This is a genomic window from Bacillus mycoides, assembly GCF_000832605.1.
Taxonomy (GTDB): Bacteria; Bacillota; Bacilli; order Bacillales; family Bacillaceae_G; genus Bacillus_A; species Bacillus_A mycoides.
Map to the genome: position 1 here is coordinate 2,207,532 of NZ_CP009692.1, position 23,652 is coordinate 2,231,183.

A 23,652-nucleotide genomic window follows, 5' to 3' on the forward strand; every position below is an offset into this window, starting at 1 on the left:
TAGTTGCTTTTTATATAGAAGGGATGGTAAAGATATATGCAAAATTTTGTATTTCGTAATCCGACAAAACTTATTTTTGGTAAAGGACAGTTAGAGCAGTTAAAAACGGAAATTCCACAGTTCGGTAAAAAAGTTCTTCTCGTGTATGGAGGAGGCAGCATTAAAAGAAATGGTATTTATGATAATGTGATTTCTATTTTAAAGGATATAAATGCGGAAGTATTTGAGTTGACAGGAGTTGAACCGAATCCTCGTTTATCAACAGTAAAGAAAGGGATTCAAATTTGTAAAGACAATGGAGTCGAATTTATTTTAGCGGTTGGCGGAGGAAGTGTAATCGACTGTACGAAGGCGATTGCTGCTGGTAGTAAATATGATGGAGATGTATGGGATATTGTAACGAAAAAATCATTTGCTAGCGAGGCGTTACCGTTCGGTACTGTACTCACTCTTGCGGCAACAGGTTCTGAAATGAATGCAGGATCTGTAATTACAAACTGGGAAACGAATGAAAAGTACGGCTGGGGCAGTCCAGTTACATTCCCTCAGTTTTCAATTTTAGATCCACTACATACTTCGTCTGTGCCGAGAGATCAAACGATTTATGGTATGGTCGATATTATGTCGCACGTATTAGAGCAATATTTCCATCACGGCATGAATACAGAATTACAAGATCGTTATTGTGAATCTGTTTTAAGAACAGTAATTGAAACAGCTCCTAAGCTTTTAAGTGATCTAGAAAATTATGAGCATAGGGAAACAATTTTATATTGCGGTACTATGGCGTTAAACGGCATTTTAGCGATGGGAGTAAAAGGAGATTGGGCAACTCATAATATTGAGCATGCAGTTTCTGCTGTTCATGACATACCGCATGGGGGCGGACTCGCGATTCTATTCCCAAATTGGATGAAGCATGTTATAGATGAAAATGTGAGTCGCTTTAAACAGTTCGCTATTCGTGTATTCGATGTAGAAACAGATGGGAAGACAGATAAAGAGGTTGCATTAGAGGGAATTGAGGCGTTACGTCAATTTTGGACTTCAATTGAAGCTCCAGTAACATTAGCTGATTACGCTATTAGAGAAAGTGAAATTGACTTAATGGCGGATAAAGCGATGGCTTATGGTGAATTCGGTAACTTTAAAAAATTAAATAAAGATGATGTTCTTGCAATTTATAAAGCTTCTTTATAAGTGAAGCGAGAGAAGAAACCTATTTGATTGTTGTATCAAATAGGTTTCTTTTTTTTGTTTATAACCGGTTTTGATTGATAGTGATTATTTTTGACTGTTTATGGTTGATTTTTGTGATCGTTTTCATTATACTGTAATCAAAGAAGAGGTGAATAAAATGTTAACTCCTGAACGTCATCAAATGATATTGCAACTTGTAAAAGAGCAGAAGGTTGTTAAATTACAACAATTAGTTGAAAGAACAGAAAGCTCTGAATCGACAATTCGTCGTGATTTAGCACAATTAGAAAAACAAAGGTTATTAAAAAGAGTTCATGGTGGTGCCTCTGTTTTAACAGGAAAAGGACAGGAGCCAACGATGATTGAAAAATCATCCAAAAACATTCAAATAAAACAACAAATTGCCAAGTATGCGGCTAGTATTGTTGAACAAGGGGATTGCGTTTATTTAGATGCAGGAAGTACAACATTTGAAATGATTCCATTTTTAATAAACAAAGATGTTACTGTCGTAACGAATGGACTTATGCATATTGAAGCTTTAGTTGAAAATAATATTCGTGCGTATTTACTAGGCGGGATGATGAAGAGTAGGACGAAAGCTTTAATTGGTGCTATGGCACAGGAAAGTATGCAAAAGTACCGTTTTGATAAATGTTTCTTAGGAGCAAATGGTGTACATGAACAGCTTGGTTTTACAACTCCAGATCCAGAAGAGGCACTTTTAAAACAAATGGCATTAACATTTGCGAACGAAGGATATTTCTTAATTGATGAAAGTAAGTTCTCAGAAGTTGCATTTGCGAAAATTGCCAATGTTGAAGAAGCGAATATTATTACAAACCATTTAGAAATTGATTTAGAAAAATATAAAAGACAAACCAATGTAATTGAGGCTGATAAACAATGATCTATACAGTTACTTTAAACCCATCTATTGATTATGTAGTACAAGTTAATTCCTTCGATTTAGGCGCAGTAAATCGAGCAGAGAAAGATATGAAATTTCCTGGAGGGAAAGGCATTAACGTTTCTCGTGTTCTTCATCGTTTAGGTGTTGAAAATGTAGCGCTTGGATTTACTGGTGGATTTACCGGTCGATTTATTAAAGATGTATTACAGGCGGAAGGTGTAACAACAAACTTCGTCCAAGTAGACGGTGATTCACGAATTAATGTGAAAATAAAAGGGCAAGAAGAGACAGAATTAAATGGGCAAGGTCCTAATGTGACAAATGAACAATTTGAACAATTAATGAAACAAATCGAAAGTATGAGGCAGGGAGATTGTGTTGTACTAGCTGGAAGTGTACCGGCGTCTATCTCAACTACTTTTTATGAATCAATCGCAGCGCTCGGAGCTGAGAAAGGTATTCGCGTAGTAGTCGATGCAAGTGGAAGTGCGCTGCAGCATGTAATTAAAAATAAACCATTTTTAATAAAGCCTAATCATCATGAACTTGGTGAGTTATTCGGAGTAGAGATTTCAACAGTAGAAGATGTTTTACCGTTTGGAAGAAAATTAGTTGAACAAGGTGTAGAGCATGTTATCGTATCAATGGCTGGAGATGGGGCTTTATTATTTACGGCACAAGGTATATATGAAGCAACTGTTCCAAAAGGTGTTGTAATTAATTCGGTTGGGGCCGGAGATTCTCTCGTTGCAGGATTTGTAGGTAAATATGAACAGACAAAAGATATTGAAAAGGCATTTCAATATGGCGTTGCAACAGGGAGTGCAACAGCATTTTCAGCTGATTTATGTGAAAAAGAAAAAGTAGAAGAATTATTGTCGCAAGTAATTGTAACTAAGCGATAGGGGGAAGTAACATATGAAAATTACAGAACTATTAAAAAGGGATACAGTTATTATGAACTTGACAGCTTCAAATAAAGAAGCTGTCATAGATGAATTAGTTGAGAAATTAGACGGAGCAAATCGTTTAAATAGTAAAGCTGAATTTAAAGAATCTATTTTAAAGCGGGAGTCACAAAGTACAACTGGCATAGGGGAAGGGATTGCTATACCTCATGCGAAGACGAATGCCGTTAAACAACCATCGATTTGTTTTGGTAGAAGTGTAAGCGGTATCAACTATGAGTCGCTTGATGGACAGCCTGCACATCTGTTTTTTATGATTGCTGCGAGTGAAGGGGCGAATAATACTCATTTAGAAACGTTATCTCGTCTCTCTACGTTATTGATGGATGAAGGGTTCCGCAAGCAATTATTAGAAGCAAAGGATGAGGATGAGCTTCTCCGTTTATTTGATGAAAAAGAGAATGAAAAAGAAGACGAAGAAGTTGAAGTAGCAAAGCCGGAAGGGAATGAGCCATACGTATTAGCTGTTACAGCTTGTCCGACTGGTATCGCTCACACATATATGGCTGCGGATAGTTTGAAAGCAAAAGCAGCAGAGTTAGGAATAGCGATTAAAGTTGAAACGAATGGATCAACAGGTGTTAAAAACGATTTAACGAAAGAGGACATTGAACGCGCAACGGCTATTATTGTAGCTGCAGATAAACAAGTAGAAATGAATCGTTTTGCTGGGAAGCATGTCATTCAAGTACCAGTCGCCGATGGGATTAGAAAAACTGAAATCCTTCTTAATCGAGCTATAAAACAAGATGCACCAATCTTTAAAGGTGTCAAAGAGGATGGGAAGGCAGAAAATGTAGAGAAAGAAAAAGGGCTAGGAATTTATAAGCATTTAATGAGCGGTGTAAGTAATATGCTTCCGTTCGTTGTTGGTGGCGGGATTTTAATAGCGCTAGCGTTTTCGTTTGGTGGTATAAAAGCAGAAGGTCCTTTAGCTGAATTGTTCATGTCTATTGGGGGAGGAAAAACAGGTGCGTTTTTATTCCTTGTACCAATCTTAGCTGGATTTATTGCGAGTTCTATTGCTGATCGTCCTGGTTTTATGCCTGGTGTTGTAGGTGGGTTTTTAGCAGCACAAGCGAATGCGGGATTTTTAGGTGGATTAATTGCTGGTTTCTTAGCTGGATATGTTGTTTTAGGATTGAAAAGATTATTTTCAGGATTACCAGTACAGTTAGAAGGAATTAAACCTGTTTTGTTATATCCAGTCTTTGGATTGTTGATTACAGGAGTTGTTATGCAAAAAGTAGTAAATCCGCCTGTAGTAGCATTAAATGAAATGTTAACAGGATGGTTAAATGGTTTGAACGGTACGAATGCTATATTATTAGGTCTTATTTTGGGCGGTATGATGGCAATTGATATGGGTGGTCCAATTAATAAAGCGGCATTTACATTTGGTATTGCTGCAATAGAAGCACAGAATTTTGGAGTGCACTCAGCAGTTATGGCTGGTGGTATGGTACCGCCACTTGCGATTGCATTCGCAACCACATTCTTTAAAACAAAATTTACAGAAGCAGAACGTAAATCTGGTTTAACAAATTATATTATGGGAGCATCGTTTATTACAGAAGGTGCGATTCCATTTGCCGCTGCCGATCCGGTTCGAGTAATAGTAAGTTGTGTTGTTGGTTCAAGTATCGCGGGTGCCTTATCTATGTTATTCCAAATTACATTGCCGGCACCGCATGGTGGATTGTTTGTTATCGCATTAGTGAATAAACCGTTGCTATATATTGTTTCTATATTAATTGGAACGATTGTTTCAGCTATTATGATAGGTGTTTGGAAGAAGAAAGTTAAATAAAAGATAAAAAGGGACAGCTAATAGGAGTTGTTCCTTTTTCGTTACAAAAAGTAATTTAATAATTGGATTGTGATGGATTTTGGTAAAAGATGTAATGAAAAGTGATTTTTTTGTAACAAAAAAGTAATACTGTAATTTTTTCTGGAAAAAAATTCTTATACTAATTTGTGAGAAATATATGAAAACTATTGCTGATTTTGGTAGAAATACAATTTTTTAATATGGAAATTTATGTTACAAATCATTAATCGTTTATTACGAATGCTTTGTAATTGTGTGATTTTCGAAATTCTACAAAAAACTGTTGCTATAATGAGAACACGAAAACAAAGCAAATGGAGGCTATTCATGAAAAAATTATTAGGTATAGCAACAGCAGCAGTTTTTGGTCTTGGGATTTTTGCAGGTTCTGCTAAAGCGGAAACGATTGTAACAACAGATGTATTAAACGTTAGAGAAAACCCAACTGTAGAATCAAAACTTGTAGGTAAAATGTTAAGTGGAAATAAATTAGATGTTATAAATACAGAAAACGGATGGTCCAAAATTAAATTAGATGGTAAAGAAGCTTTTGTAAGTGCTGAGTTTACGAAAAGTTCTTATTATGTAACAGCAAACGTATTAAACATTCGTGCTGGAGCGAATACTGATTCAGAAATTCTTGGCACGCTTAAAAAAGATGACTTGATTGAAACGACAAATCAAGTACAAAACGAATGGTTACAATTCGAATATGGCGGGAAAGCGGCGTATGTTCACATACCATTTTTAACAGGTACAGCACCTGTTATTGAAAGAAAAGAAGTTCCAGCTCAAGATGAAGCGCCAACTAAGGTGAAAACGGCGGTTAAAAATGATACATCAGTTAAGGAGAAAGCGCCGGCTAAAAATGATACGGCAGTTAATGGAAAAGAATCAGTTAAAAGTGGAGCATCAAGTAAACCAGTAGCGCAAGCGAAGCCGGCAACTAAGCCAGTGGCAAAATCTACTGAAACAAGTGAACCTGCTGGTCGTGAAATAACAGTAGAAGCGACAGCTTACACAGCTCACCCGAGTGAAAATGGCACATATGGTGGTCGTGTGTTAACTGCGATGGGGCATGATTTAACAGCGAATCCAAATATGAAAGTTATTGCTGTTGATCCGAAAGTAATTCCTCTCGGATCAAAAGTGTGGGTGGAAGGATATGGAGAAGCAATTGCTGGAGATACTGGTGGCGCGATTAAAGGAAACCGTATTGATGTTTTAGTTGGTTCAGATAGCACTGCTGATAGTTGGGGTCGTAAATCCGTTAAAGTGAAAGTTATAAAATAATTTATTAAAATAAAAAACGGCTGCTTAAAAATGTCTAAGCGGCCGCTTTTTTTATATAAGAATTATTGAAAAGGGTAAATTGTTTTACCTGTAATAATTTTATACGCGGTGCAAAATTGAGTTTGCATATACTCTGTATTTTTATTTTCTGGATGTAACGTTGTTTCTTGAAGAGTAGAATGAAAGGAACGTAGTAAACAATTTAGTGCGAAGTATAATTCTTCTTGTGAACAATTTTGTTCTTTTGTAGCAGTAGCTAAAATAAGGTCTTTTATTAATAATGGAAAATCGATAGTCGCTTGTTTCATAGTCATTGCACCCTCTCCGAGCTATTTTTTATCATGTATATGCAGAATTGGATAAGCTATGCTCTTTTTTTTGTGTAATTTCATGTACTGGATTCAAAGAACTTGCAATCATGCCGTTAAAATTGGTAAGATTGGGTATAATCAATAGATGGAGTATATTACATAAAGAGAGTTGAATGATATGGGAGAAGTGCAACGTGAAAAAGTTGCTGTCATCATTGGGCCAACTGCTGTCGGAAAGACGAAATTAAGTATCGATCTTGCAAAAGCGTTGAATGGTGAGATTATTAGTGGTGATTCCATGCAAATTTATCGTACGATGGATATCGGGACTGCAAAGGTGACGACAGATGAGATGGACGGAATTCCACATTATATGATTGATATAAAAGATCCGGAAGATTCATTTTCTGTGGCGGAATTTCAAGAAAGTGTCCGTAAGTGCATTCGAGAAATTACAGAGCGCGGGAAATTACCAATTATTGTTGGTGGAACCGGTCTCTATATACAATCTGTTCTATTCGATTACCAGTTTACAGATGAGGCTGGGGACGCTACATACCGAGAACAGATGGAAAAGTTAGCATTAGAACACGGTGTGGAATATGTACATAAAAAGTTACAAGAAGTAGATCCAGAAAGTGCGGAGCGTATTCATGCCAATAATGTAAGGCGTGTTATTCGGGCGTTAGAAATTTTTCACACGACGGGTGAAAAAATGAGTAACCAGCTCGAAAAACAAGAAAATGAGTTACTGTACGATGTTTCATTAATTGGCTTGACAATGGATCGAGAAATGCTATACGATCGCATTAACTTACGTGTTAACCTAATGATTGAACAAGGTTTATTAGAAGAAGTAAAAGGTTTACATGAAAGAGGAGTGAGAGATTGTCAATCTATTCAAGCGATTGGTTATAAAGAGATATATGATTATTTTGAGAATCGTGTATCTTTAGAAGAAGCGGTATCACAATTAAAGACGAATTCACGCCGTTATGCAAAACGTCAATTAACGTGGTTCCGTAATAAGATGGATGTCACGTGGTTCGATGTTACTGATGGTGAAAAAACGTCAGAAATTTTACGATACATAGAAGGAAAGCTACAACTAAAGTCGAATAATAGTAAGTAGAGAAAAAGAGGAGGATTCGACATGAAGCAATCAATCAATATTCAAGATCAGTTTTTAAATCAACTCCGTAAAGAGAATACGTTCGTTACGCTGTACTTATTAAATGGTTTCCAGCTTCGTGGATTAATTAAAGGATTTGATAATTTTACAGTCCTGCTGGAAACAGAAGGTAAGCAACAGCTTATTTATAAACATGCAATTTCTACATTTGTACCACAAAAAAATGTTTCAATTGAATTAGAGTAGTAATGAATTATTGTACATAACAAAAAAAGAGCGAGTTTCTCGCTCTTTTTTTTATTTGTCATAAACAATAAATAGTGAAATTTAAGCGATTCTAAATACAGTAAGACGAATGTTAGTGTTTCCTGTTGCAGGGATCGTAATCTCGTTAAGAGTAGATTGGACAGAAATGTTTGCTCCAGCAGCTAATGTTTCGATTGTAGTAAATGAAAGTGAGTCGCCTATTAGATTTGAAGAGAAGTTGTCAGTAGCAACAGCTCCATTAATTGAAATTCCTACTCCAAGTGGAGCGCATCCTGGCGCAGTTGTAGAAATAGATACGCTAATTACATAAATACCAGCGTTAATAACAGTAACTGTATTTGTGCCGTTAAAGATAATATTGTTTACGTTAATTGCAGTACTAAAAATAAAGTTATTAAATTGGAGTACTGTTTGTTGGATGTTGTTTGTTACAACGATTGTTGCTACTGGGAAGCTAGGTCCAGTAGGTCCGGTAACTCCTATACCGGTAGCACCCGTTGGTCCTTGAACACCTTGAGGTCCGGTAGCACCTGTGTTACCTTGCGCACCTTGAGGTCCAGTGGAACCAGTAGCACCTGTGTTACCTTGCGCACCTTGAGGTCCAGTGGAACCAGTAGCGCCCGTGTTACCTTGAGCACCTTGAGGTCCAGTAGCACCTGTGTTACCTTGAGGTCCAGGAGGCCCACCAGAAGGTCCAGTAGGTCCGGTAACTCCTATACCAGTAGCACCTGTGTTACCTTGAACACCTTGAGGTCCAGTGGAACCAGTAGCGCCTGTGTTACCTTGCGCACCTTGAGCACCTTGAGGTCCAGTAGCACCTGTGTTACCTTGAGCACCTTGAGGTCCAGTAGCACCTGTGTTACCTTGAACGCCTTGAGGTCCAGTAGCACCCGTGTTACCTTGAATACCTTGAGGTCCAGTAGCACCCGTGTTACCTTGAATACCTTGAGGTCCAGTGGAACCAGTAGCGCCCGTGTTACCTTGAGCACCTTGAGGTCCAGTAGCACCCGTGTTACCTTGCGCACCTTGAGGTCCAGTGGAACCAGTAGCACCTGTGTTACCTTGAACGCCTTGAGGTCCAGTGGAACCGGTAGCACCTGTGTTACCTTGAACGCCTTGAGGTCCAGTAGCACCCGTGTTACCTTGCGCACCTTGAGGTCCAGTGGAACCAGTAGCACCTGTGTTACCTTGAACGCCTTGCGCACCTTGAGGTCCAGTGGAACCAGTAGCACCTGTGTTACCTTGAACGCCTTGAGCACCTTGAGGTCCAGTGGAACCTGTGTTACCTTGCGCACCTTGAGGTCCAGTGGAACCAGTAGCGCCCGTGTTACCTTGAGCACCTTGAGGTCCAGTGGAACCAGTAGCGCCTGTGTTACCTTGAGCACCTTGAGGTCCAGTAGCACCCGTGTTACCTTGCGCACCTTGAGGTCCAGTGGCACCTGTGTTACCTTGCGCACCTTGAGGTCCAGTGGAACCAGTAGCACCTGTGTTACCTTGCGCACCTTGAGGTCCAGTGGAACCAGTAGCGCCCGTGTTACCTTGAACGCCTTGAGGTCCAGTGGAACCGGTAGCACCCGTGTTACCTTGCGCGCCTTGAGGTCCAGTGGCACCTGTGTTACCTTGCGCACCTTGAGGTCCAGTGGAACCAGTAGCGCCCGTGTTACCTTGAACGCCTTGAGGTCCAGTAGCACCTGTGTTACCTTGAACGCCTTGAGGCCCAGTAGCACCCGTGTTACCTTGAGCACCTTGAGGTCCAGTAGCACCTGTGTTACCTTGAACGCCTTGAGGTCCAGTAGCACCCGTGTTACCTTGAGGTCCAGTGGAACCAGTAGCACCTGTGTTACCTTGAACACCTTGAGGTCCAGTGGAACCAGTAGCACCTGTGTTACCTTGAACACCTTGAGGTCCAGTAGCACCAGTAGCACCTGTGTTACCTTGAACGCCTTGAGGTCCAGTGGAACCAGTAGCGCCCGTGTTACCTCTAGGTCCGGTCGCACCGGTAGCACCTGTGTTACCTCTAGGTCCGGTCGCACCAGTAGCGCCCGTGTTACCTCTAGGTCCGGTCGCACCAGTAGCGCCCGTGTTACCTCTAGGTCCGGTCGCACCAGTAGCGCCCGTGTTACCTCTAGGTCCGGTCGCACCAGTAGCGCCCGTGTTACCTCTAGGTCCGGTCGCACCAGTAGCACCTGTGTTACCTCTAGGTCCGGTCGCACCAGTAGCGCCCGTGTTACCTCTAGGTCCAGTAGGTCCAGTAGGTCCTCTGCCGAACGAAGCTGAATTAACTAGAGTAGTTTGTAACTCTGCAATTAATTTAAGGAGTTCTTGGAGTGTACAAGGATCAATTCGGAATAACTTTGTAATGTAAAGTAAATAATTAATTAAAATTTGAAGTTCAACAAATACAGCACTTGCTACGAAGGTTGGATTTTTTAATATAGTTATTAAGTTTTTAATGATGGCTAATCCTTGTGCTTTCAGAGCGGAAGTAGTGTCTAGTGAACAGATGAATTTGCTTAGTAGGTGCAATGTATCTATTAGATTCTCAATGTTTTTGGGAGATGGATTGGCGAAAAGTTTAGGGATTATTTTTATTAAATCGTTAATGATTGCACGGAATGTTCTAATTTGCGCTTTAGTAATTGGAATCGTTGGGGTAGTTGGAATTCGTCCAGCGCTAGTTGGAAAGCAGGGATTGGAGTATTTATTTTGATTGTCGTTAAAGCGAGACATTAAATCTCTCCTTTCTAATAAGAATGTGAACGAAACTCATCATAGTAGATGCAGGGAATAGCTAAATGGTCATAGTGAAATTGAGTGTTTCGAGAAAAAAATAAAAAAACGCCTTATTATAGGGCGTTTTTTTTATTTTCAGCATATTGATAATATCGCTTTAGTGAAATTTTTGATTTGAAGCCAACTAATTTTATGATTTCTGGCTCTGGGGTTTGTTTTTTTATTAGGCGTAAAATAAACGTGTTCCGGAAATGTTGTCCAGAAATGCCTTTACGTAAATTGGCTCTTGCTACTTCAAGTCGGATCATTTTTTGGATAGCGATTTCTGTTAGTGCTTTTGGTGCATCGTTTTCGTATACCCATCTGTATGTTCCGCGGTTAAAATCGAATGCAACAAACAACGGGTCATTACTATGGTATTTAGGACGAACTGGTTCTGGAATACTTTTATAATATGTGTACAGTTGTTTTTTGTCTTCGATTGCTAATGTGATTGTTCTTTCTACTCCTGCGGTTGCTGGAATAGAAAGTGTATTAGTTTCAAAATGAACGTGATGCATAGTTAATGCTGTAAGCTCTTGTAAGGATAGTCCGTAGTCGATTAATATACTTAAAATGGCGATATTACGATCCATTAATAATGGACGAACGGGACGTTGTTTTTCTGAAAGTCCTTCTAATGAAGTGACTATATGCTTTAATCTTTTTTCTTCATCGGATGAAATGAAATCTTCATTACGCAATGCACGGTTTGGTTGAATAGTAATTTCCATATCATTCAATGGATTTGGAATGTTAAGAAAATGATGCATTCTATTTAATACAATAAATACACGATGCATTGTTTTCTCAGAGTAGTGTCGATTCTTTTTTAAGTCTGAAAAGTAATCTTCATAGTCTTTTGTACAAAGTGTTGCCCATATATTACTGGAAGGGAGCTTTTTGTTTTTTTCTAACCAATGTCCAAAATCTTCAATGTCATAAACATAACGTTTAATGGTTGAAGACTTTCGGCCTTTATTCAATAAAAAAATAGAAAAGGCTTGTATTGTATCATGGAATTCCGTTGTTTCCATAGTCCCACCACCTTGATTATTTCTTATATTATAGCAAACTTTTCTGAAAATAGGCATTTGCAAGAGGGACTGGAATAATAATATTTGGTGAGTGGATAAAATGAGGTGATTGTATGGAACAATCGATGCGTAAGAAAAATAACAATCAAATTAATATTGTATTAAACCATCGAAAGAAAATTTCGTTACCGGCATCAGAAAATAAAACGGTAATTTCAAGTGAAACCACTACTAAACATGAGATGTTGCAGAGAATTGAAGAAGAGATGGGAAAGCTTGTTGGGATGGATGAAATAAAAAAGATAATAAAAGAAATTTATGCTTGGATTTATGTAAATAAAAAAAGACAAGAGATGGGGTTGAAATCTGAGAAGCAAGTGCTTCACATGTTATTTAGGGGGAATCCCGGTACTGGGAAGACAACCGTTGCTAGAATGATAGGGAAATTGTTGTTTGAGATGAATATTTTATCGAAGGGGCATTTAGTTGAAGCAGAACGTGCTGATCTTGTGGGGGAGTATATCGGTCATACAGCGCAAAAGACGAGAGATTTAATAAAAAAGGCCATGGGAGGTATTTTGTTTATTGATGAGGCGTATTCTTTAGCGCGGGGGGGAGAGAAGGATTTTGGGAAGGAAGCTATTGATACACTTGTGAAGCATATGGAAGATAAGCAGCACGGTTTTGTATTAATTTTAGCTGGATATTCAAGAGAGATGAATCATTTTCTTTCATTAAATCCAGGGTTACAATCTCGTTTTCCATTTATTATTGAATTTGCGGATTACTCGGTAAATCAGCTGTTGGAAATTGGAAAGAGAATGTATGAGGAGCGTGAATATCAGTTATCTAAAGAAGCGGAGTGGAAATTTCGAGATCATTTACATGCGGTAAAGTATTCGTCGCAAATTACATCGTTTAGTAATGGGCGATACGTACGGAATATTGTTGAAAAATCGATTCGTACACAAGCTATGCGATTGTTACAAGAGGATACGTATGATAAATATGATTTAATTGGGATATCAAGTATGGATTTAATGCTTGAAGAGGAGACGCACAGTACGTAAACTGTGCGTCTGTTTTTATGCATAAGTTCGTTTACTCTTTTTTTGCTTTTTCTTGGTGAGTTTTATGAAGACGTTCCATTTTAGCGCTCTTTTCGTGCGCTGAATTTGGATCATGTCCAAATTGGTTTACTGAGCTTTTTTGAGCTCCTTTATTAACATGGTTTGTCATTTGCATTCACCTCGCTTTAAAAATTAGTATAAACATTATGTAAAGAAAAACTCGTTAGAAAAGAAAAACCTCTTTACGATATGTAAAGAGGTTAGATTGCTATTTATGCATTGAGCGCTCCTTTGTATCGATGCGTCTATGCGGTAAATGCCATTTGTAATGAATAGAAACCATGCGGAAGCAAACAATTAAAATGAATAAGGTGTATAGAGCCCAATCGCTAACGATGACTTTAGCGCCAATCAAAAAACCGGCTAAAATCGTCCAAAACGCATATACATCAGCTCGAAGGACGAGAGGTTTTCTACGTGCTAAAAGATCACGAATAATACCGCCGCCAATGCCAGTTAAAACAGCAGCTACAATTGTAGCGCTAATTGGTAAATTTAATTTTTGGGCGTATAGAGCTCCTTGTACGGCGAACGCTGATAAGCCGATGGCATCTGTGATGTTTTCCCACTTTTTCCAATGCTTAATTAATTTATTAGGAAAAAGAAAAATGATCGTCATTGATAATAGTGCGATTTGGAATAACATGTCTTGTTGCCAAAACGCGACGATTGGATAACCGATTAATAAATTACGAAGGGCACCTCCCCCAAATGCGGTTGCCATTCCTAAAATATATACCCCGAAAATATCATAATCCTCTTCCATTGCAACAATGGCTCCGCTTAGTGCGAAAGCGATTGTGCCTATGATGCTAAAAATCTCCCATGCCATGAATTTTCTCCCCCGCTAACTAGATGAAATGTGCTTCCTCTGCTATTATATTAGAAGGTTTAAATTTCGAAAAGGATGAGTGAACATATTTGATGGAAGAAAAAGAAAAAATCATATTAGTTGGCTGTCAATTGCCACAAGATGATGATGAAAAATTTATGCATTCCATGAAAGAGCTTGCATCGCTAGCGAAAACTGCGCGAGCGGAAGTGTTAGTATCAACGACGCAAAAGCGCCCGAAGTTTCATCCGGCGACTTATATAGGAAAAGGTAAACTAGAAGAGCTTGCAGCGTTGACGGAAGAATTAGAACCAGCTGTTATTGTTTTTAATAATGAGTTAACACCAAGTCAAATTCGGAATTTATCTTCAGTATTAGATGCGAGAGTGATTGACCGAACGCAGTTAATACTAGATATTTTTGCGCAACGTGCGAAATCGAGAGAGGGTAAGCTTCAAGTAGAATTAGCTCAATTGCAATATACAATGCCGCGCCTTATGGGACAAGGTCTTGCTTTATCGCGTCTTGGTGGTGGAATTGGTACAAGGGGACCAGGAGAGACGAAGCTTGAGACAGATCGTCGTCATATTCGATCTCGTATTGATGAAATAAAGAGACAACTTGCGGTTGTTGTGGAGCATCGAAAGAGATATCGTGAGAGAAGAAAAGATAATAAAGTGTTTCAAGTTGCGTTAATTGGGTATACAAATGCAGGAAAATCTACGTTGTTTAATAGATTAACGGAAGCTGATACGTTTGAAGAAAACTTATTGTTTGCAACGCTAGATCCGACGACGAGAAAGATGCCGTTACCTTCTGGTTATACAGTGCTTTTGACTGATACGGTTGGTTTTATACAAGATTTACCTACGTCACTAATTGCTGCTTTTCGATCTACGTTAGAAGAAGCTGGGGAAGCGGATGTTATTTTACATGTTGTTGATTCTGCAGATCCTAATTATGTAGGGCATGAGCAGACAGTAAAACAATTATTGTCGGACCTTGAAATTAATCGTATTCCTATTATTACGTTATATAATAAAAAAGATAAATTGCATCAAAACTTCATTCCATTTCCGAAAAGTGATTTCTTAATGACTAGTGCTTTTGAAGAAAGTGATTTATTGCGTATAAAAGAAGCGCTAGAAACGAAGATGAAGGAAGAAATGGATGATTATCAAGTGGAAATCCCTCCGAGTGAAGGTAGGTTATTAACGCTTTTAAAGACAGAAACAATATTAACTAAAATGGAGTTTCTAGAAGATAAATTTGTATATGATTGTACAGGGTATATATTTGCTCATTCATCGCTTAAGGGGCAATTAAAGAGATTTTTAGTGGAAGAAGGAGAAAATAATGTTTGATCGTTTGAAAAATGGAGAAAAAATTGCTCCAATCGTAAAAGAAGTAGAAAGTCAAATTATAGAAGTACATAAACATGTGGATGAAGTGATTGAGAGTAACCAATTTCGTGTATTAGAAAGTTTTCGTAAACACAAAATTAGCGATTCGCATTTTATTCCGACGACAGGTTATGGTTATGATGATATTGGTCGTGACACGTTAGAAAAAGTGTATGCTGATGTATTTGGGGCAGAAGCGGGTCTTGTTCGTCCGCAAATTATTTCAGGTACTCACGCAATTTCGACAGCTCTATTCGGTATTTTACGTCCAGGAGATGAACTGCTATACATAACAGGAAAACCATATGATACGTTAGAAGAAATCGTTGGTGTACGCGGAAAAGGTGTAGGCTCATTTAAAGAATATAATATTGGTTATAACGCAGTTCCGTTAACTGAAGAGGGATTTGTGGACTTTGAAGCTGTTGCAGCTGCGATCCATAGTAATACGAAGATGATTGGTATTCAGCGTTCAAAAGGATATGCTACTCGTCCGTCGTTTACTGTTTCACAAATTAAAGAGATGATTGCGTTTGTGAAAGAGATTAAACCTGATGTTGTTGTATTTGTAGATAACTGCTATGGCGAATTTATTGAAGAAGAAGAGCCATGTCATGTTGGTGCGGACTTAATGGCAGGCTCTCTTATTAAGAATCCTGGCGGTGGAATTGTTAAAACTGGTGGTTACATTGTTGGTAAAGAGCAGTATGTTGAAGCGTGTGCATATCGTCTAACATCTCCAGGAATCGGTGCGGAAGCAGGGGCATCTTTATACAGTTTGCAAGAAATGTATCAAGGTTTCTTCTTAGCGCCGCATGTAGCGGGACAAGCGCTAAAAGGTGCGATTTTTACAGCTGCATTTTTAGGAAAGTTAGGGATGAATACATCACCAGCTTGGAATGCACCAAGAACAGATTTAATTCAGTCTGTTCAATTTGATGATAAAGATCGTATGATTGCGTTCTGTCAAGCGATTCAATATGCATCTCCAATTAATTCTCATTTCACTCCATATGCAAACTATATGCCGGGTTATGAAGATGATGTAATTATGGCTGCGGGGACGTTTATTCAAGGTGCAAGTATTGAGCTGTCGGCTGATGGTCCGATTCGTCCGCCTTATGTTGCTTACGTGCAAGGTGGGTTAACTTATTCGCATGTAAAGATTGCGATTTGTTCTGCGATTGATGCGTTAATTGAAAAAAAACTATTAACAATTTCTTAAAGGAAAGCTGTCGATTTCGGCAGCTTTTTTCGTGTGAAAGTAATGATTTGTGCCATTAGAAAAAAAATGAAAAAATTCACAAAAAAATCATGTAAGAAAAGCTAACATCTATTGACACTAAACATAACATGGTGTAAAATGAGAAACAGTTAAGGCGAAGGAGGAACTGAAACAATGAAAGAAGATAGACGTTCTGCTCCGCTGTTTCCAATTGGTATTGTAATGGATTTAACGCAATTATCTGCACGTCAAATTCGCTACTATGAAGAGCATAATCTTATTTTTCCAACCCGTACAAAAGGGAATCGTAGATTATTTTCATTTAACGATGTAGATAAATTGTTGGAAATTAAAGATTTGTTAGATCAAGGCTTAAATATGGCCGGAATTAAACAAGTATTGCAAATGAAAGAAAATCAAACAGAAGCAGTGAAAGTAAAAGAAGAAACGAAAGAAATTTCAAAATCCGAGCTTCGCAAAATTCTTCGAGATGAACTACAACATACAGGTAGATTTAATCGGACCTCATTGCGACAAGGTGACATTTCAAGGTTTTTTCACTAAAGATAACTGATTCTGAAGGTGTTTAGAGGGACTAAGGAGGAATTTATAATGGCTAGGTACACAAAAGAAGATATTTTCCGTTTGGCGAAAGAAGAGAATGTAAAGTATATCCGTCTGCAATTTACGGACCTTTTAGGGGTAATTAAAAACGTAGAAATTCCAGTGAGCCAATTAACAAAAGCTCTTGATAACAAAATGATGTTTGATGGATCTTCTATTGAAGGTTTCGTACGTATTGAAGAATCTGATATGTATTTATATCCGGATTTAGATACTTGGGTAATTTTCCCTTGGACAGCTGAAAAAGGTAAAGTAGCTCGTTTAATCTGTGATATTTACAATGCTGATGGTACTCCATTTGATGGCGACCCACGTAACAACTTAAAGCGTGTGTTAAAAGAAATGGAAGCATTAGGATTCTCAGATTTCAATCTTGGACCAGAGCCAGAATTCTTCCTATTTAAAGTTGATGAAAAAGGAAATCCAACACTGGAATTGAACGATAACGGTGGATACTTCGACCTTGCGCCGATGGATCTAGGGGAAAACTGTCGTCGTGATATCGTTCTTGAACTTGAAGAAATGGGCTTTGAAATTGAAGCATCTCACCATGAGGTTGCGCCAGGTCAACATGAAATTGACTTTAAATATGCAAATGCAATTCGCTCATGTGATGACATTCAAACATTCAAGCTTGTTGTAAGAACGATTGCTCGTAAACATGGTTTACACGCAACATTTATGCCGAAACCATTATACGGTGTGAACGGTTCAGGTATGCACTGTAACTTATCACTATTTAAAAATGGTGAGAACGTATTCTTCGATCAAAACGGTGATTTACAATTAAGTGATGATGCTCGTCACTTCATCGCAGGTATTTTAAAACATGCGCCAGCATTTACAGCGGTAGCAAACCCAACTGTAAACTCTTACAAGCGTTTAGTACCTGGATATGAAGCTCCATGTTACGTAGCATGGTCTGCACAAAACCGTAGTCCATTAGTGCGTATTCCTGCATCTCGTGGTATTAGTACACGCGTAGAAGTACGTAGTGTTGACCCAGCTGCGAACCCATATTTAGTAATGGCTACATTATTAGCAGCAGGTCTTGATGGAATTAAAAATAAATTAACTCCACCAGCTGCAGTAGACCGTAACATCTACGTAATGACAAAAGAAGAGCGTGAAGAAGCAGGTATCGTTGACTTACCAGCAACATTAGCGCAAGCGTTAGTTACTTTACAATCTAATGAAATCGTATGTGGCGCATTAGGTGATCATTTACTTGAGCACTTCATTGAAGCAAAAGAAATTGAGTGGGATATTTTCCGCACGCAAGTTCACCAATGGGAACGCGACCAATATATGTCTCTATACTAAGAGAGAAAAAAGCCCTAATACTACGGTATTAGGGCTTTTTTTATTTGTGGGCAAATATAAAGGCTTGTGAAATGAATTGGATGGGTGCCCGCAAAAAGTCATGTGGATTATTTAAAATGCGTGCTAGCTATGAATGAAAATGTGGAAGTTGAAATATGGTGTGGATGTATTTAATTCGAAAATTAAGTATTGAAAAATATAGTACCTTGCAATAAACAATACTAAGTGGTATATTATGGATAAAATAGGTACCGTGTATTGAACAGTACTAAAATGAGAAAGGGGGATTGTCCTTGAACGTTCAGTTTAAAAAAGGGGTGTTAGAACTATGTGTTTTGGCACTAGTGAAACGTAAAGATAGTTACGGTTATGAACTTGTTCAGCAAATATCTAATAAATTTTTAATATCGGAAGGTTCTGTATATCCGTTATTACGTCGTTTAACGAAAGAGGGATATTTTCAAACGTATTTAAAAGAGTCGACGGAAGGACCGCCCCGTAAATATTATCAACTAACAGAGCAAGGAGAGATGCAACTTACTTTATTAGTAACAGAGTGGCGTGATTTTGCTAAAGGTGTTCAAGAAATTATTGAAGGGGTGGAATGGGATGAGTAAAGAGCAGTTTCTTAAAGAATTATCAAGTCATCTTAGAAAGTTACCAGAAGAAGAGCGACAAGATATTTTATTTGATTATGAAGAGCACTTTCAGTTTGGGATGGAAGAGGGGAAAACTGAATCAGAAATAATAAAGGGACTTGGCTCTCCGAAAGTAATTGCGAAAGACTTACTTGCGATGTATCGATTTGATGAAATGAAAAAAGATCCGTCGACTTCAAATGTGACAAGAGCTGTCATGGCAGCGGTTGGACTTAGTTTGTTTAATTTTATTATTGTGTTAGGCCCGTTAGTTGCAATTATAGCTTTTATATTTTCCTTTTGGGTCGGTGGGATTGCTAGTGTAGTGACACCATTTTTCGTTATTGTAAAAGTATTTATGGGCACTTTTATATGGTTGGATCTTTTCGTTAGTATAACGTTTGTCGGAGTAGGTTTGTTGTTATGTATTGTAGCTTATTATAGTACGAAGTGGTTTAAAAGATTATGTGTACGCTATGTAGTCTGGAACTTCAAAATGATAAAAGGGGAGTAGATGATGAAAAAGATATTATTAGTAGCTATCGCTTGTATCATTATTGGAGTAATAGGGATTTCACAAACATATGAAAAAGCAGTACAAACTGCAGAGAAAGGAGATAAAGAGGACGTAATTAAAAACGAAACGCTAAAAAATGTAGAAGTTAAGTTAGATGCTGGAGATATTGTTGTCCAAAAATCTCCTGATTCCTCTTTTTATGTAAAGCAAAAAGGAGACGTAAGTAAACAGGAGATTCGTATTGCTGAAGATGGTGATACATTAAAAATCATAGGGGAAATAGAAAAAGGTGTTTCATTTGATTTTTCATTTTACAATTTCGGATTTCAAACGCCTACATTGACTATATTAGTACCTGAACGTTCTTATCAAGAGATAAAAGTAAATTCATCCGCTGGACAAATAGAAATAAGTAATGTGAAAAGTGACCGCGTAAGTGTTGAAACACTCGCCGGAGAAGTGGATTTGAAACATGTAACAGCAAAGAGTGTGGAGGGGTCTACAAAAGCTGGTGAGGTGAATTTTAAAAAAGTAATAGGGAAAGTAACAGCAAAAACGGCTAGTGGGGATATAGATATTATTGATCATGATTCTAAATATGATTTAGAGGTAAGTTCAACTGCTGGAGATGTAGATATTACTTTATTGGAAAAACCACAAGATGCAGTTATAACTGGGCAAACTGCTGCTGGAGACGTGACAATTTTTAATGAAGACAATAAAAATATAACGATTGGTAATGGTAGTAAAAAGATTAGCGGTAAAACCGCTGCTGGAGATGTTACTATTGAAACGCGTTAATAATTAATGAAACGCATTCTTTTGAATGAACGGAAATCTATCAAAATATAAAAAGAAGATAATTACCTATATAAATAAGGGAATTATCTTCTTTTTATTATTTTTAATGTAAATCACGATATACGCCAATTACTTTTCCAATAACTGACACTTGTTTTAAAATAATAGGTTCTAGTGAAGAGTTTTCCGGTTGTAGACGGAAATGATCTTTTTCTTTATAGAAACGTTTAACAGTTGCTTCGTTATCTTCTGTTAAAGCAACTACAATTTCACCGTTGTATGCAGACTGTTGTTGGCGAACAACAACTAAATCACCATCAAAGATACCGGCTTCAATCATGCTATCTCCAGAAATGCGTAACATAAACACTTGATCTGCTCCAGCAACGATACTAGCTGGAAGTGGGAAGTGATCTTCTACACTTTCGACTGCTGTAATCGGTAAACCGGCAGTAACTTTTCCGATGATTGGAACTTGAATAACAGATTGTGTTTCCGTTCGGTTGTCACCTAAAATTTCAATTGCGCGTGGTTTTGTTGGATCGCGTCGAATATATCCCTTTTCTTCTAGTCGTGATAAATGTCCGTGCACTGTAGAACTAGAAGCAAGGCCGACTGCTTGACCGATTTCACGTACGGAAGGTGGATATCCTTTTTCTTGTACTTTTAGCTTAATAAAGTCGAGAATGTCTTGCTGGCGTTTCGTTAACTTTTCCATGTTTTCTAACACCTCGTTTTCTTTCATTTTTCTTATTATTAAGTATAACATGCGAAAAAACATTCTACAAACATAAGTTCGAACGAAAGGCAAATTTATGATACACTATAAGGAAAATATAGTGAGAAAGAAGGGTTCAAAATGAATGCAATTATTTATGCACGTGTGAGCACAACAAAAGAAGAACAGGAAACATCATTATTGCGTCAAAAAGATGAATTATTGCATTTAGCTGAGCGCTATCAAATGGATGTTACAAAGGTAATTGAGGAGCAGGCTAGCGGTTATACAATTGAACGTGATGGCATATTAGAAGTGCTAGATACAATTCGAGATGAACAAGTTGATGTACTACTTATACAAGATGAAACGCGTCTTGGTAGAGGAAATGCAAAGATTGCATTAATGCATTGTTTACATAAAGAGGGGATAAAAGTTTATACGCACACGCATAGTGGTGAATTACAGCTTTCAGATTCTGATTCGATGGTGCTAAATATAATTGGGATCGTTGAAGAGTATCAAAGAAAGATCCACAATTTAAAAATTAAACGTGGCATGCAAAGAGCAGTGGAGAAAGGATTTCGTCCAGAAAATAATTTGAAAAATCGTCATTTAAGCGTAGGACGTGAGAAAAAAGAAGTGCCAATTGAGGAAATTGTACGTTTGCGCCGGAATGAATTAACTTTTGAAGAAATTGCAGCAACACTTCGTGGTTTTGGTCATGATGTTTCAAAAGCAACTGTACATCGAAGGTATGTAGAATATACAAAGCAATTGCTTGATAAAGAGGACTAACTATTGTATGATAATAATCAGTTTTGAGTAGAAGGGGGATTCGAGATGCCAAGTCAAGAACTCATTGAACGCATTAACTTCTTAGCGAAAAAAGCAAAAGCTGAAGGCTTAACTGAAGAAGAACAACGTGAGCGCCAATCGCTTCGTGAACAATATTTAAAAGGATTTCGTCAAAATATGTTAAACGAATTAAAAGGAATTAAAGTCGTTAACGAAGAAGGCACGGACGTTACACCGGCGAAATTAAAAGCTTTAAAAAAGCAGGATAATGCAAAATTAAATTAAAAGATGGGCATAGCCCATCTTTTTTTATTTGTTAAAATTGTTATTTAATAACTTTCCAGTTTTCATTTTTCGTTGCTTCTATCCTTTTATGCTTCAATATATAGTTAGCGATAAGTTCAGACATATCTGTTGGTATGTCTTTTACTACTGGTTTATTTTGAAACATAAAGAAGTACCCGCCACCGCTTGCACGATAATTATTCATAACAACGTCATATTCTTCATTCATATTAAGAGGAGCGCCTTTATACTGCAAAGACTCTACTCTCTCTCCAATTGGTTTTGAAATGTTTAATACATACGAAATCCCTTCCCACATATCGTAATTATAGTGTTGTGGTTTTGGTTCTATATAGGTAGGGTTTACGATGATGGTTCCATCTGCTTTTAATGTGAAATAAGAAGCAGAGAGTTCGAGAGCATTTTTTATATCCGCTCCGGTTATTCTAATTACTTTTAATGTATTTGGATAAATATAATTAGAAACGATGTCACGCATTGTTACATGTTTCGGGAAACCTGGAGATGTATTATGAAACAAACTTGTACAAGAAATTGAAACATTAGCTATATCCATCTGTATTTTATTTATGAATTCAATAAAAGGATGGTCTTGCAAACGTGTTTGCATAGCATCGGAAATTTGCATATCCCCATAAATTATTCCAATAGGTTTATCAAGCCAATTTTGTGTTTTCTCTTCATAATTGGCAACCAAGGAAAGAACATCTTGGTCTGCCGCAATTCCTTGTACGGGCAATAACTCTGAATAACTCTCTTTTTTCACCCATTTTTGTTCTGCTTTTTCGAATGTTACTGTTACTTTTCCAACTGAGTGTCCATTGCATCCGGTCTGTAAAATTGTTACACCATTAATCACGGTGTGAGCGATTTCTCGGTGTTGGTGGCCTGTTAGTAAAATATCTATGCCTTCAATTTCATGGCACATTGCATATCCTTGGTTTTCACCTGTTAAAACTTCAGTCGGTACTCCGGTTTGTAAATCACGTTCAAATCCCCCGTGATAGGCTACGACTAGTAAATCTGGTTTTTCATGTTTACGGATGTAAGAAACCCATTTTTTTGTTGTTTCAAATGCATCTTCAAATTGTAAATCTTTAATATGATGTGCTTGTTCCCAATGGGGGATGTAATGCGTTGTCACCCCTAAAATAGCAATTTTTATATTTGATTCAATATGTTTTATTATATATGGTTTTCCGAAATAAGGTTCTTTTCTGTTTTTATCTAAAATGTTTGCTGATAGATAAGGGGAATTTGCAGTAGTCACAGCATTATTTAATATATCCATTCCGTAATTAAATTCATGATTTCCGATAATTGCAATGTCATACTCTAAGTAGTTGGCTAATAAGGACATTGGGTTTTCCATATCTTTTTCGTATGTAGCGTAATGATAAGTAAATGGTGTTCCTTGAATGAAGTCCCCGTTATCAATCAGAAGAACGTTTGCATTTTGAGAACGTTCTTTTTTTATGAGAGTAGAAATTTTAGCTAAGCCAATTTCTGCTTTGGAGTTATCTTGGTAGTGAATTGGATACACAGTACCATGTACATCGCTTGTTAATAAAATATTTAAAGTTACAATTTGATTTTGATTCAACGCCATTCAC

At 37.6% G+C, this 23,652-nt stretch carries 24 protein-coding genes; 17 read left to right on the forward strand and 7 right to left on the reverse strand.

The window, feature by feature from the left end:
* Positions 1 to 36: 36 nt before the first annotated feature.
* From BG05_RS13355 to BG05_RS13375, 5 genes are all read left to right on the forward strand, one after another.
* On the forward strand, positions 37 to 1,200 hold the full coding sequence (locus BG05_RS13355) for an iron-containing alcohol dehydrogenase (protein ID WP_002128630.1): 1,164 nt from the start codon (positions 37 to 39) through the stop codon (positions 1,198 to 1,200).
* Positions 1,201 to 1,357: 157 nt separating this feature from the next.
* Entirely contained in the window at positions 1,358 to 2,110 is a 753-nt protein-coding gene (locus BG05_RS13360) for a DeoR/GlpR family DNA-binding transcription regulator (protein WP_002128628.1), read from the forward strand.
* Complete coding sequence (gene pfkB, locus BG05_RS13365) at positions 2,107 to 3,018, forward strand: 1-phosphofructokinase (protein ID WP_002128626.1); 912 nt, start codon at positions 2,107 to 2,109, stop codon at positions 3,016 to 3,018. Before BG05_RS13360 ends, pfkB begins: the two co-directional genes overlap by 4 nt.
* Positions 3,019 to 3,031: 13 nt before the next feature.
* Positions 3,032 to 4,891 carry a PTS fructose transporter subunit IIABC gene (locus tag BG05_RS13370; RefSeq protein WP_002167782.1) on the forward strand — a complete coding sequence of 620 codons (1,860 nt, stop codon included), beginning with the start codon at positions 3,032 to 3,034 and terminating at the stop codon, positions 4,889 to 4,891.
* A gap of 348 nt (positions 4,892 to 5,239) precedes the next feature.
* Complete coding sequence (locus tag BG05_RS13375) at positions 5,240 to 6,205, forward strand: 3D domain-containing protein (RefSeq protein WP_002014694.1); 966 nt, start codon at positions 5,240 to 5,242, stop codon at positions 6,203 to 6,205.
* A gap of 62 nt (positions 6,206 to 6,267) precedes the next feature.
* On the opposite strand, the gene BG05_RS13380 is transcribed toward BG05_RS13375, so the two are convergent.
* Positions 6,268 to 6,513 (reverse strand): hypothetical protein, encoded by a 246-nt coding sequence (locus BG05_RS13380; RefSeq protein WP_002014695.1) that lies wholly within the window; start codon positions 6,511 to 6,513, stop codon positions 6,268 to 6,270.
* A 181-nt stretch (positions 6,514 to 6,694) separates the two neighbouring features.
* Here BG05_RS13380 and miaA point away from each other — a divergent pair, with 181 nt between their 5' ends.
* Both miaA and hfq read left to right on the forward strand, forming a co-directional pair.
* The gene (gene miaA / locus BG05_RS13385; RefSeq protein WP_002185122.1) at positions 6,695 to 7,648 is read left to right on the forward strand and encodes a tRNA (adenosine(37)-N6)-dimethylallyltransferase MiaA; all 954 of its coding nucleotides are present in this window, start codon (positions 6,695 to 6,697) and stop codon (positions 7,646 to 7,648) included.
* Between the two features lie 21 nt (positions 7,649 to 7,669).
* The gene (gene hfq / locus BG05_RS13390) at positions 7,670 to 7,894 is read left to right on the forward strand and encodes an RNA chaperone Hfq (RefSeq protein WP_000813896.1); all 225 of its coding nucleotides are present in this window, start codon (positions 7,670 to 7,672) and stop codon (positions 7,892 to 7,894) included.
* A gap of 81 nt (positions 7,895 to 7,975) precedes the next feature.
* Here hfq and BG05_RS13395 read toward each other — a convergent pair whose 3' ends face one another.
* Both BG05_RS13395 and BG05_RS13400 read right to left on the reverse strand, forming a co-directional pair.
* Positions 7,976 to 10,645: a Gly-Xaa-Xaa repeat protein gene (locus tag BG05_RS13395; RefSeq protein ID WP_041867993.1), complete on the reverse strand. Its 2,670-nt coding sequence runs from the start codon at positions 10,643 to 10,645 to the stop codon at positions 7,976 to 7,978.
* A 116-nt stretch (positions 10,646 to 10,761) separates the two neighbouring features.
* Complete coding sequence (locus BG05_RS13400) at positions 10,762 to 11,724, reverse strand: tyrosine-type recombinase/integrase (RefSeq protein ID WP_002128613.1); 963 nt, start codon at positions 11,722 to 11,724, stop codon at positions 10,762 to 10,764.
* 113 nt (positions 11,725 to 11,837) lie between these two features.
* On the opposite strand from BG05_RS13400, the gene spoVK reads away from it, so the two are divergent.
* Positions 11,838 to 12,794 carry a stage V sporulation protein K gene (spoVK, locus tag BG05_RS13405; protein ID WP_002014481.1) on the forward strand — a complete coding sequence of 319 codons (957 nt, stop codon included), beginning with the start codon at positions 11,838 to 11,840 and terminating at the stop codon, positions 12,792 to 12,794.
* 31 nt (positions 12,795 to 12,825) lie between these two features.
* Here spoVK and BG05_RS31050 read toward each other — a convergent pair whose 3' ends face one another.
* Both BG05_RS31050 and BG05_RS13415 read right to left on the reverse strand, forming a co-directional pair.
* Positions 12,826 to 12,963 carry a hypothetical protein gene (locus BG05_RS31050; RefSeq protein ID WP_002087943.1) on the reverse strand — a complete coding sequence of 46 codons (138 nt, stop codon included), beginning with the start codon at positions 12,961 to 12,963 and terminating at the stop codon, positions 12,826 to 12,828.
* 99 nt (positions 12,964 to 13,062) lie between these two features.
* On the reverse strand, positions 13,063 to 13,686 hold the full coding sequence (locus BG05_RS13415) for a trimeric intracellular cation channel family protein (RefSeq protein WP_002014478.1): 624 nt from the start codon (positions 13,684 to 13,686) through the stop codon (positions 13,063 to 13,065).
* A gap of 92 nt (positions 13,687 to 13,778) precedes the next feature.
* Between BG05_RS13415 and hflX the strand changes: the two genes are divergently transcribed.
* The 7 genes from hflX (at position 13,779) to BG05_RS13450 (ending at position 20,217) form a co-directional block, all read left to right on the forward strand.
* Positions 13,779 to 15,050, forward strand: coding sequence for a GTPase HflX (gene hflX / locus BG05_RS13420; RefSeq protein ID WP_002069969.1), 1,272 nt, complete (start codon positions 13,779 to 13,781; stop codon positions 15,048 to 15,050).
* The gene (locus BG05_RS13425) at positions 15,043 to 16,314 is read left to right on the forward strand and encodes a methionine gamma-lyase family protein (RefSeq protein WP_002128611.1); all 1,272 of its coding nucleotides are present in this window, start codon (positions 15,043 to 15,045) and stop codon (positions 16,312 to 16,314) included. The genes hflX and BG05_RS13425 overlap by 8 nt, the downstream gene beginning before the upstream one ends.
* Positions 16,315 to 16,488: 174 nt before the next feature.
* The gene (gene glnR / locus BG05_RS13430; RefSeq protein WP_002014475.1) at positions 16,489 to 16,878 is read left to right on the forward strand and encodes a transcriptional repressor GlnR; all 390 of its coding nucleotides are present in this window, start codon (positions 16,489 to 16,491) and stop codon (positions 16,876 to 16,878) included.
* A 48-nt stretch (positions 16,879 to 16,926) separates the two neighbouring features.
* The gene (glnA, locus tag BG05_RS13435) at positions 16,927 to 18,261 is read left to right on the forward strand and encodes a type I glutamate--ammonia ligase (RefSeq protein ID WP_002014472.1); all 1,335 of its coding nucleotides are present in this window, start codon (positions 16,927 to 16,929) and stop codon (positions 18,259 to 18,261) included.
* Positions 18,262 to 18,554: 293 nt separating this feature from the next.
* Entirely contained in the window at positions 18,555 to 18,878 is a 324-nt protein-coding gene (locus BG05_RS13440; protein WP_002185126.1) for a PadR family transcriptional regulator, read from the forward strand.
* Complete coding sequence (locus BG05_RS13445; protein ID WP_002128581.1) at positions 18,871 to 19,413, forward strand: DUF1700 domain-containing protein; 543 nt, start codon at positions 18,871 to 18,873, stop codon at positions 19,411 to 19,413. Before BG05_RS13440 ends, BG05_RS13445 begins: the two co-directional genes overlap by 8 nt.
* The gene (locus tag BG05_RS13450; RefSeq protein WP_002014437.1) at positions 19,414 to 20,217 is read left to right on the forward strand and encodes a DUF4097 family beta strand repeat-containing protein; all 804 of its coding nucleotides are present in this window, start codon (positions 19,414 to 19,416) and stop codon (positions 20,215 to 20,217) included.
* A 103-nt stretch (positions 20,218 to 20,320) separates the two neighbouring features.
* On the opposite strand, the gene lexA is transcribed toward BG05_RS13450, so the two are convergent.
* Positions 20,321 to 20,935, reverse strand: coding sequence for a transcriptional repressor LexA (lexA, locus tag BG05_RS13455; RefSeq protein WP_002087894.1), 615 nt, complete (start codon positions 20,933 to 20,935; stop codon positions 20,321 to 20,323).
* Between the two features lie 141 nt (positions 20,936 to 21,076).
* Between lexA and BG05_RS13460 the strand changes: the two genes are divergently transcribed.
* Positions 21,077 to 21,733, forward strand: a complete 657-nt coding sequence (locus BG05_RS13460; protein ID WP_002128580.1) for a YneB family resolvase-like protein — start codon at positions 21,077 to 21,079, stop codon at positions 21,731 to 21,733.
* A gap of 45 nt (positions 21,734 to 21,778) precedes the next feature.
* Positions 21,779 to 22,018 carry a DUF896 domain-containing protein gene (locus tag BG05_RS13465; protein WP_002014431.1) on the forward strand — a complete coding sequence of 80 codons (240 nt, stop codon included), beginning with the start codon at positions 21,779 to 21,781 and terminating at the stop codon, positions 22,016 to 22,018.
* 40 nt (positions 22,019 to 22,058) lie between these two features.
* Here the strand turns inward: BG05_RS13465 and BG05_RS13470 are convergent, their stop codons facing one another.
* Positions 22,059 to 23,642, reverse strand: a complete 1,584-nt coding sequence (locus tag BG05_RS13470) for a bifunctional metallophosphatase/5'-nucleotidase (protein WP_016127430.1) — start codon at positions 23,640 to 23,642, stop codon at positions 22,059 to 22,061.
* Positions 23,643 to 23,652 lie beyond the last annotated feature (10 nt).

Bases quoted from the DNA above. Each gene is read 5' to 3' on its own strand.
- BG05_RS13375 (WP_002014694.1), top strand. From the start codon at position 5,240: ATGAAAAAATTATTAGGTATAGCAACAGCAGCAGTTTTTGGTCTTGGG.
- miaA (WP_002185122.1), top strand. From the start codon at position 6,695: ATGGGAGAAGTGCAACGTGAAAAAGTTGCTGTCATCATTGGGCCAACT.
- lexA (WP_002087894.1), bottom strand. From the start codon at position 20,935: ATGGAAAAGTTAACGAAACGCCAGCAAGACATTCTCGACTTTATTAAG.
- glnR (WP_002014475.1), top strand. From the start codon at position 16,489: ATGAAAGAAGATAGACGTTCTGCTCCGCTGTTTCCAATTGGTATTGTA.
- pfkB (WP_002128626.1), top strand. From the start codon at position 2,107: ATGATCTATACAGTTACTTTAAACCCATCTATTGATTATGTAGTACAA.
- BG05_RS13425 (WP_002128611.1), top strand. From the start codon at position 15,043: ATGTTTGATCGTTTGAAAAATGGAGAAAAAATTGCTCCAATCGTAAAA.
- BG05_RS13465 (WP_002014431.1), top strand. From the start codon at position 21,779: ATGCCAAGTCAAGAACTCATTGAACGCATTAACTTCTTAGCGAAAAAA.
- BG05_RS13450 (WP_002014437.1), top strand. From the start codon at position 19,414: ATGATGAAAAAGATATTATTAGTAGCTATCGCTTGTATCATTATTGGA.
- glnA (WP_002014472.1), top strand. From the start codon at position 16,927: ATGGCTAGGTACACAAAAGAAGATATTTTCCGTTTGGCGAAAGAAGAG.
- hfq (WP_000813896.1), top strand. From the start codon at position 7,670: ATGAAGCAATCAATCAATATTCAAGATCAGTTTTTAAATCAACTCCGT.
- BG05_RS13395 (WP_041867993.1), bottom strand. From the start codon at position 10,645: ATGTCTCGCTTTAACGACAATCAAAATAAATACTCCAATCCCTGCTTT.
- BG05_RS13460 (WP_002128580.1), top strand. From the start codon at position 21,077: ATGAATGCAATTATTTATGCACGTGTGAGCACAACAAAAGAAGAACAG.
- BG05_RS13445 (WP_002128581.1), top strand. From the start codon at position 18,871: ATGAGTAAAGAGCAGTTTCTTAAAGAATTATCAAGTCATCTTAGAAAG.
- BG05_RS13380 (WP_002014695.1), bottom strand. From the start codon at position 6,513: ATGAAACAAGCGACTATCGATTTTCCATTATTAATAAAAGACCTTATT.
- BG05_RS13400 (WP_002128613.1), bottom strand. From the start codon at position 11,724: ATGGAAACAACGGAATTCCATGATACAATACAAGCCTTTTCTATTTTT.
- BG05_RS13415 (WP_002014478.1), bottom strand. From the start codon at position 13,686: ATGGCATGGGAGATTTTTAGCATCATAGGCACAATCGCTTTCGCACTA.
- spoVK (WP_002014481.1), top strand. From the start codon at position 11,838: ATGGAACAATCGATGCGTAAGAAAAATAACAATCAAATTAATATTGTA.
- BG05_RS13370 (WP_002167782.1), top strand. From the start codon at position 3,032: ATGAAAATTACAGAACTATTAAAAAGGGATACAGTTATTATGAACTTG.
- BG05_RS13360 (WP_002128628.1), top strand. From the start codon at position 1,358: ATGTTAACTCCTGAACGTCATCAAATGATATTGCAACTTGTAAAAGAG.
- hflX (WP_002069969.1), top strand. From the start codon at position 13,779: ATGGAAGAAAAAGAAAAAATCATATTAGTTGGCTGTCAATTGCCACAA.
- BG05_RS13355 (WP_002128630.1), top strand. From the start codon at position 37: ATGCAAAATTTTGTATTTCGTAATCCGACAAAACTTATTTTTGGTAAA.
- BG05_RS31050 (WP_002087943.1), bottom strand. From the start codon at position 12,963: ATGACAAACCATGTTAATAAAGGAGCTCAAAAAAGCTCAGTAAACCAA.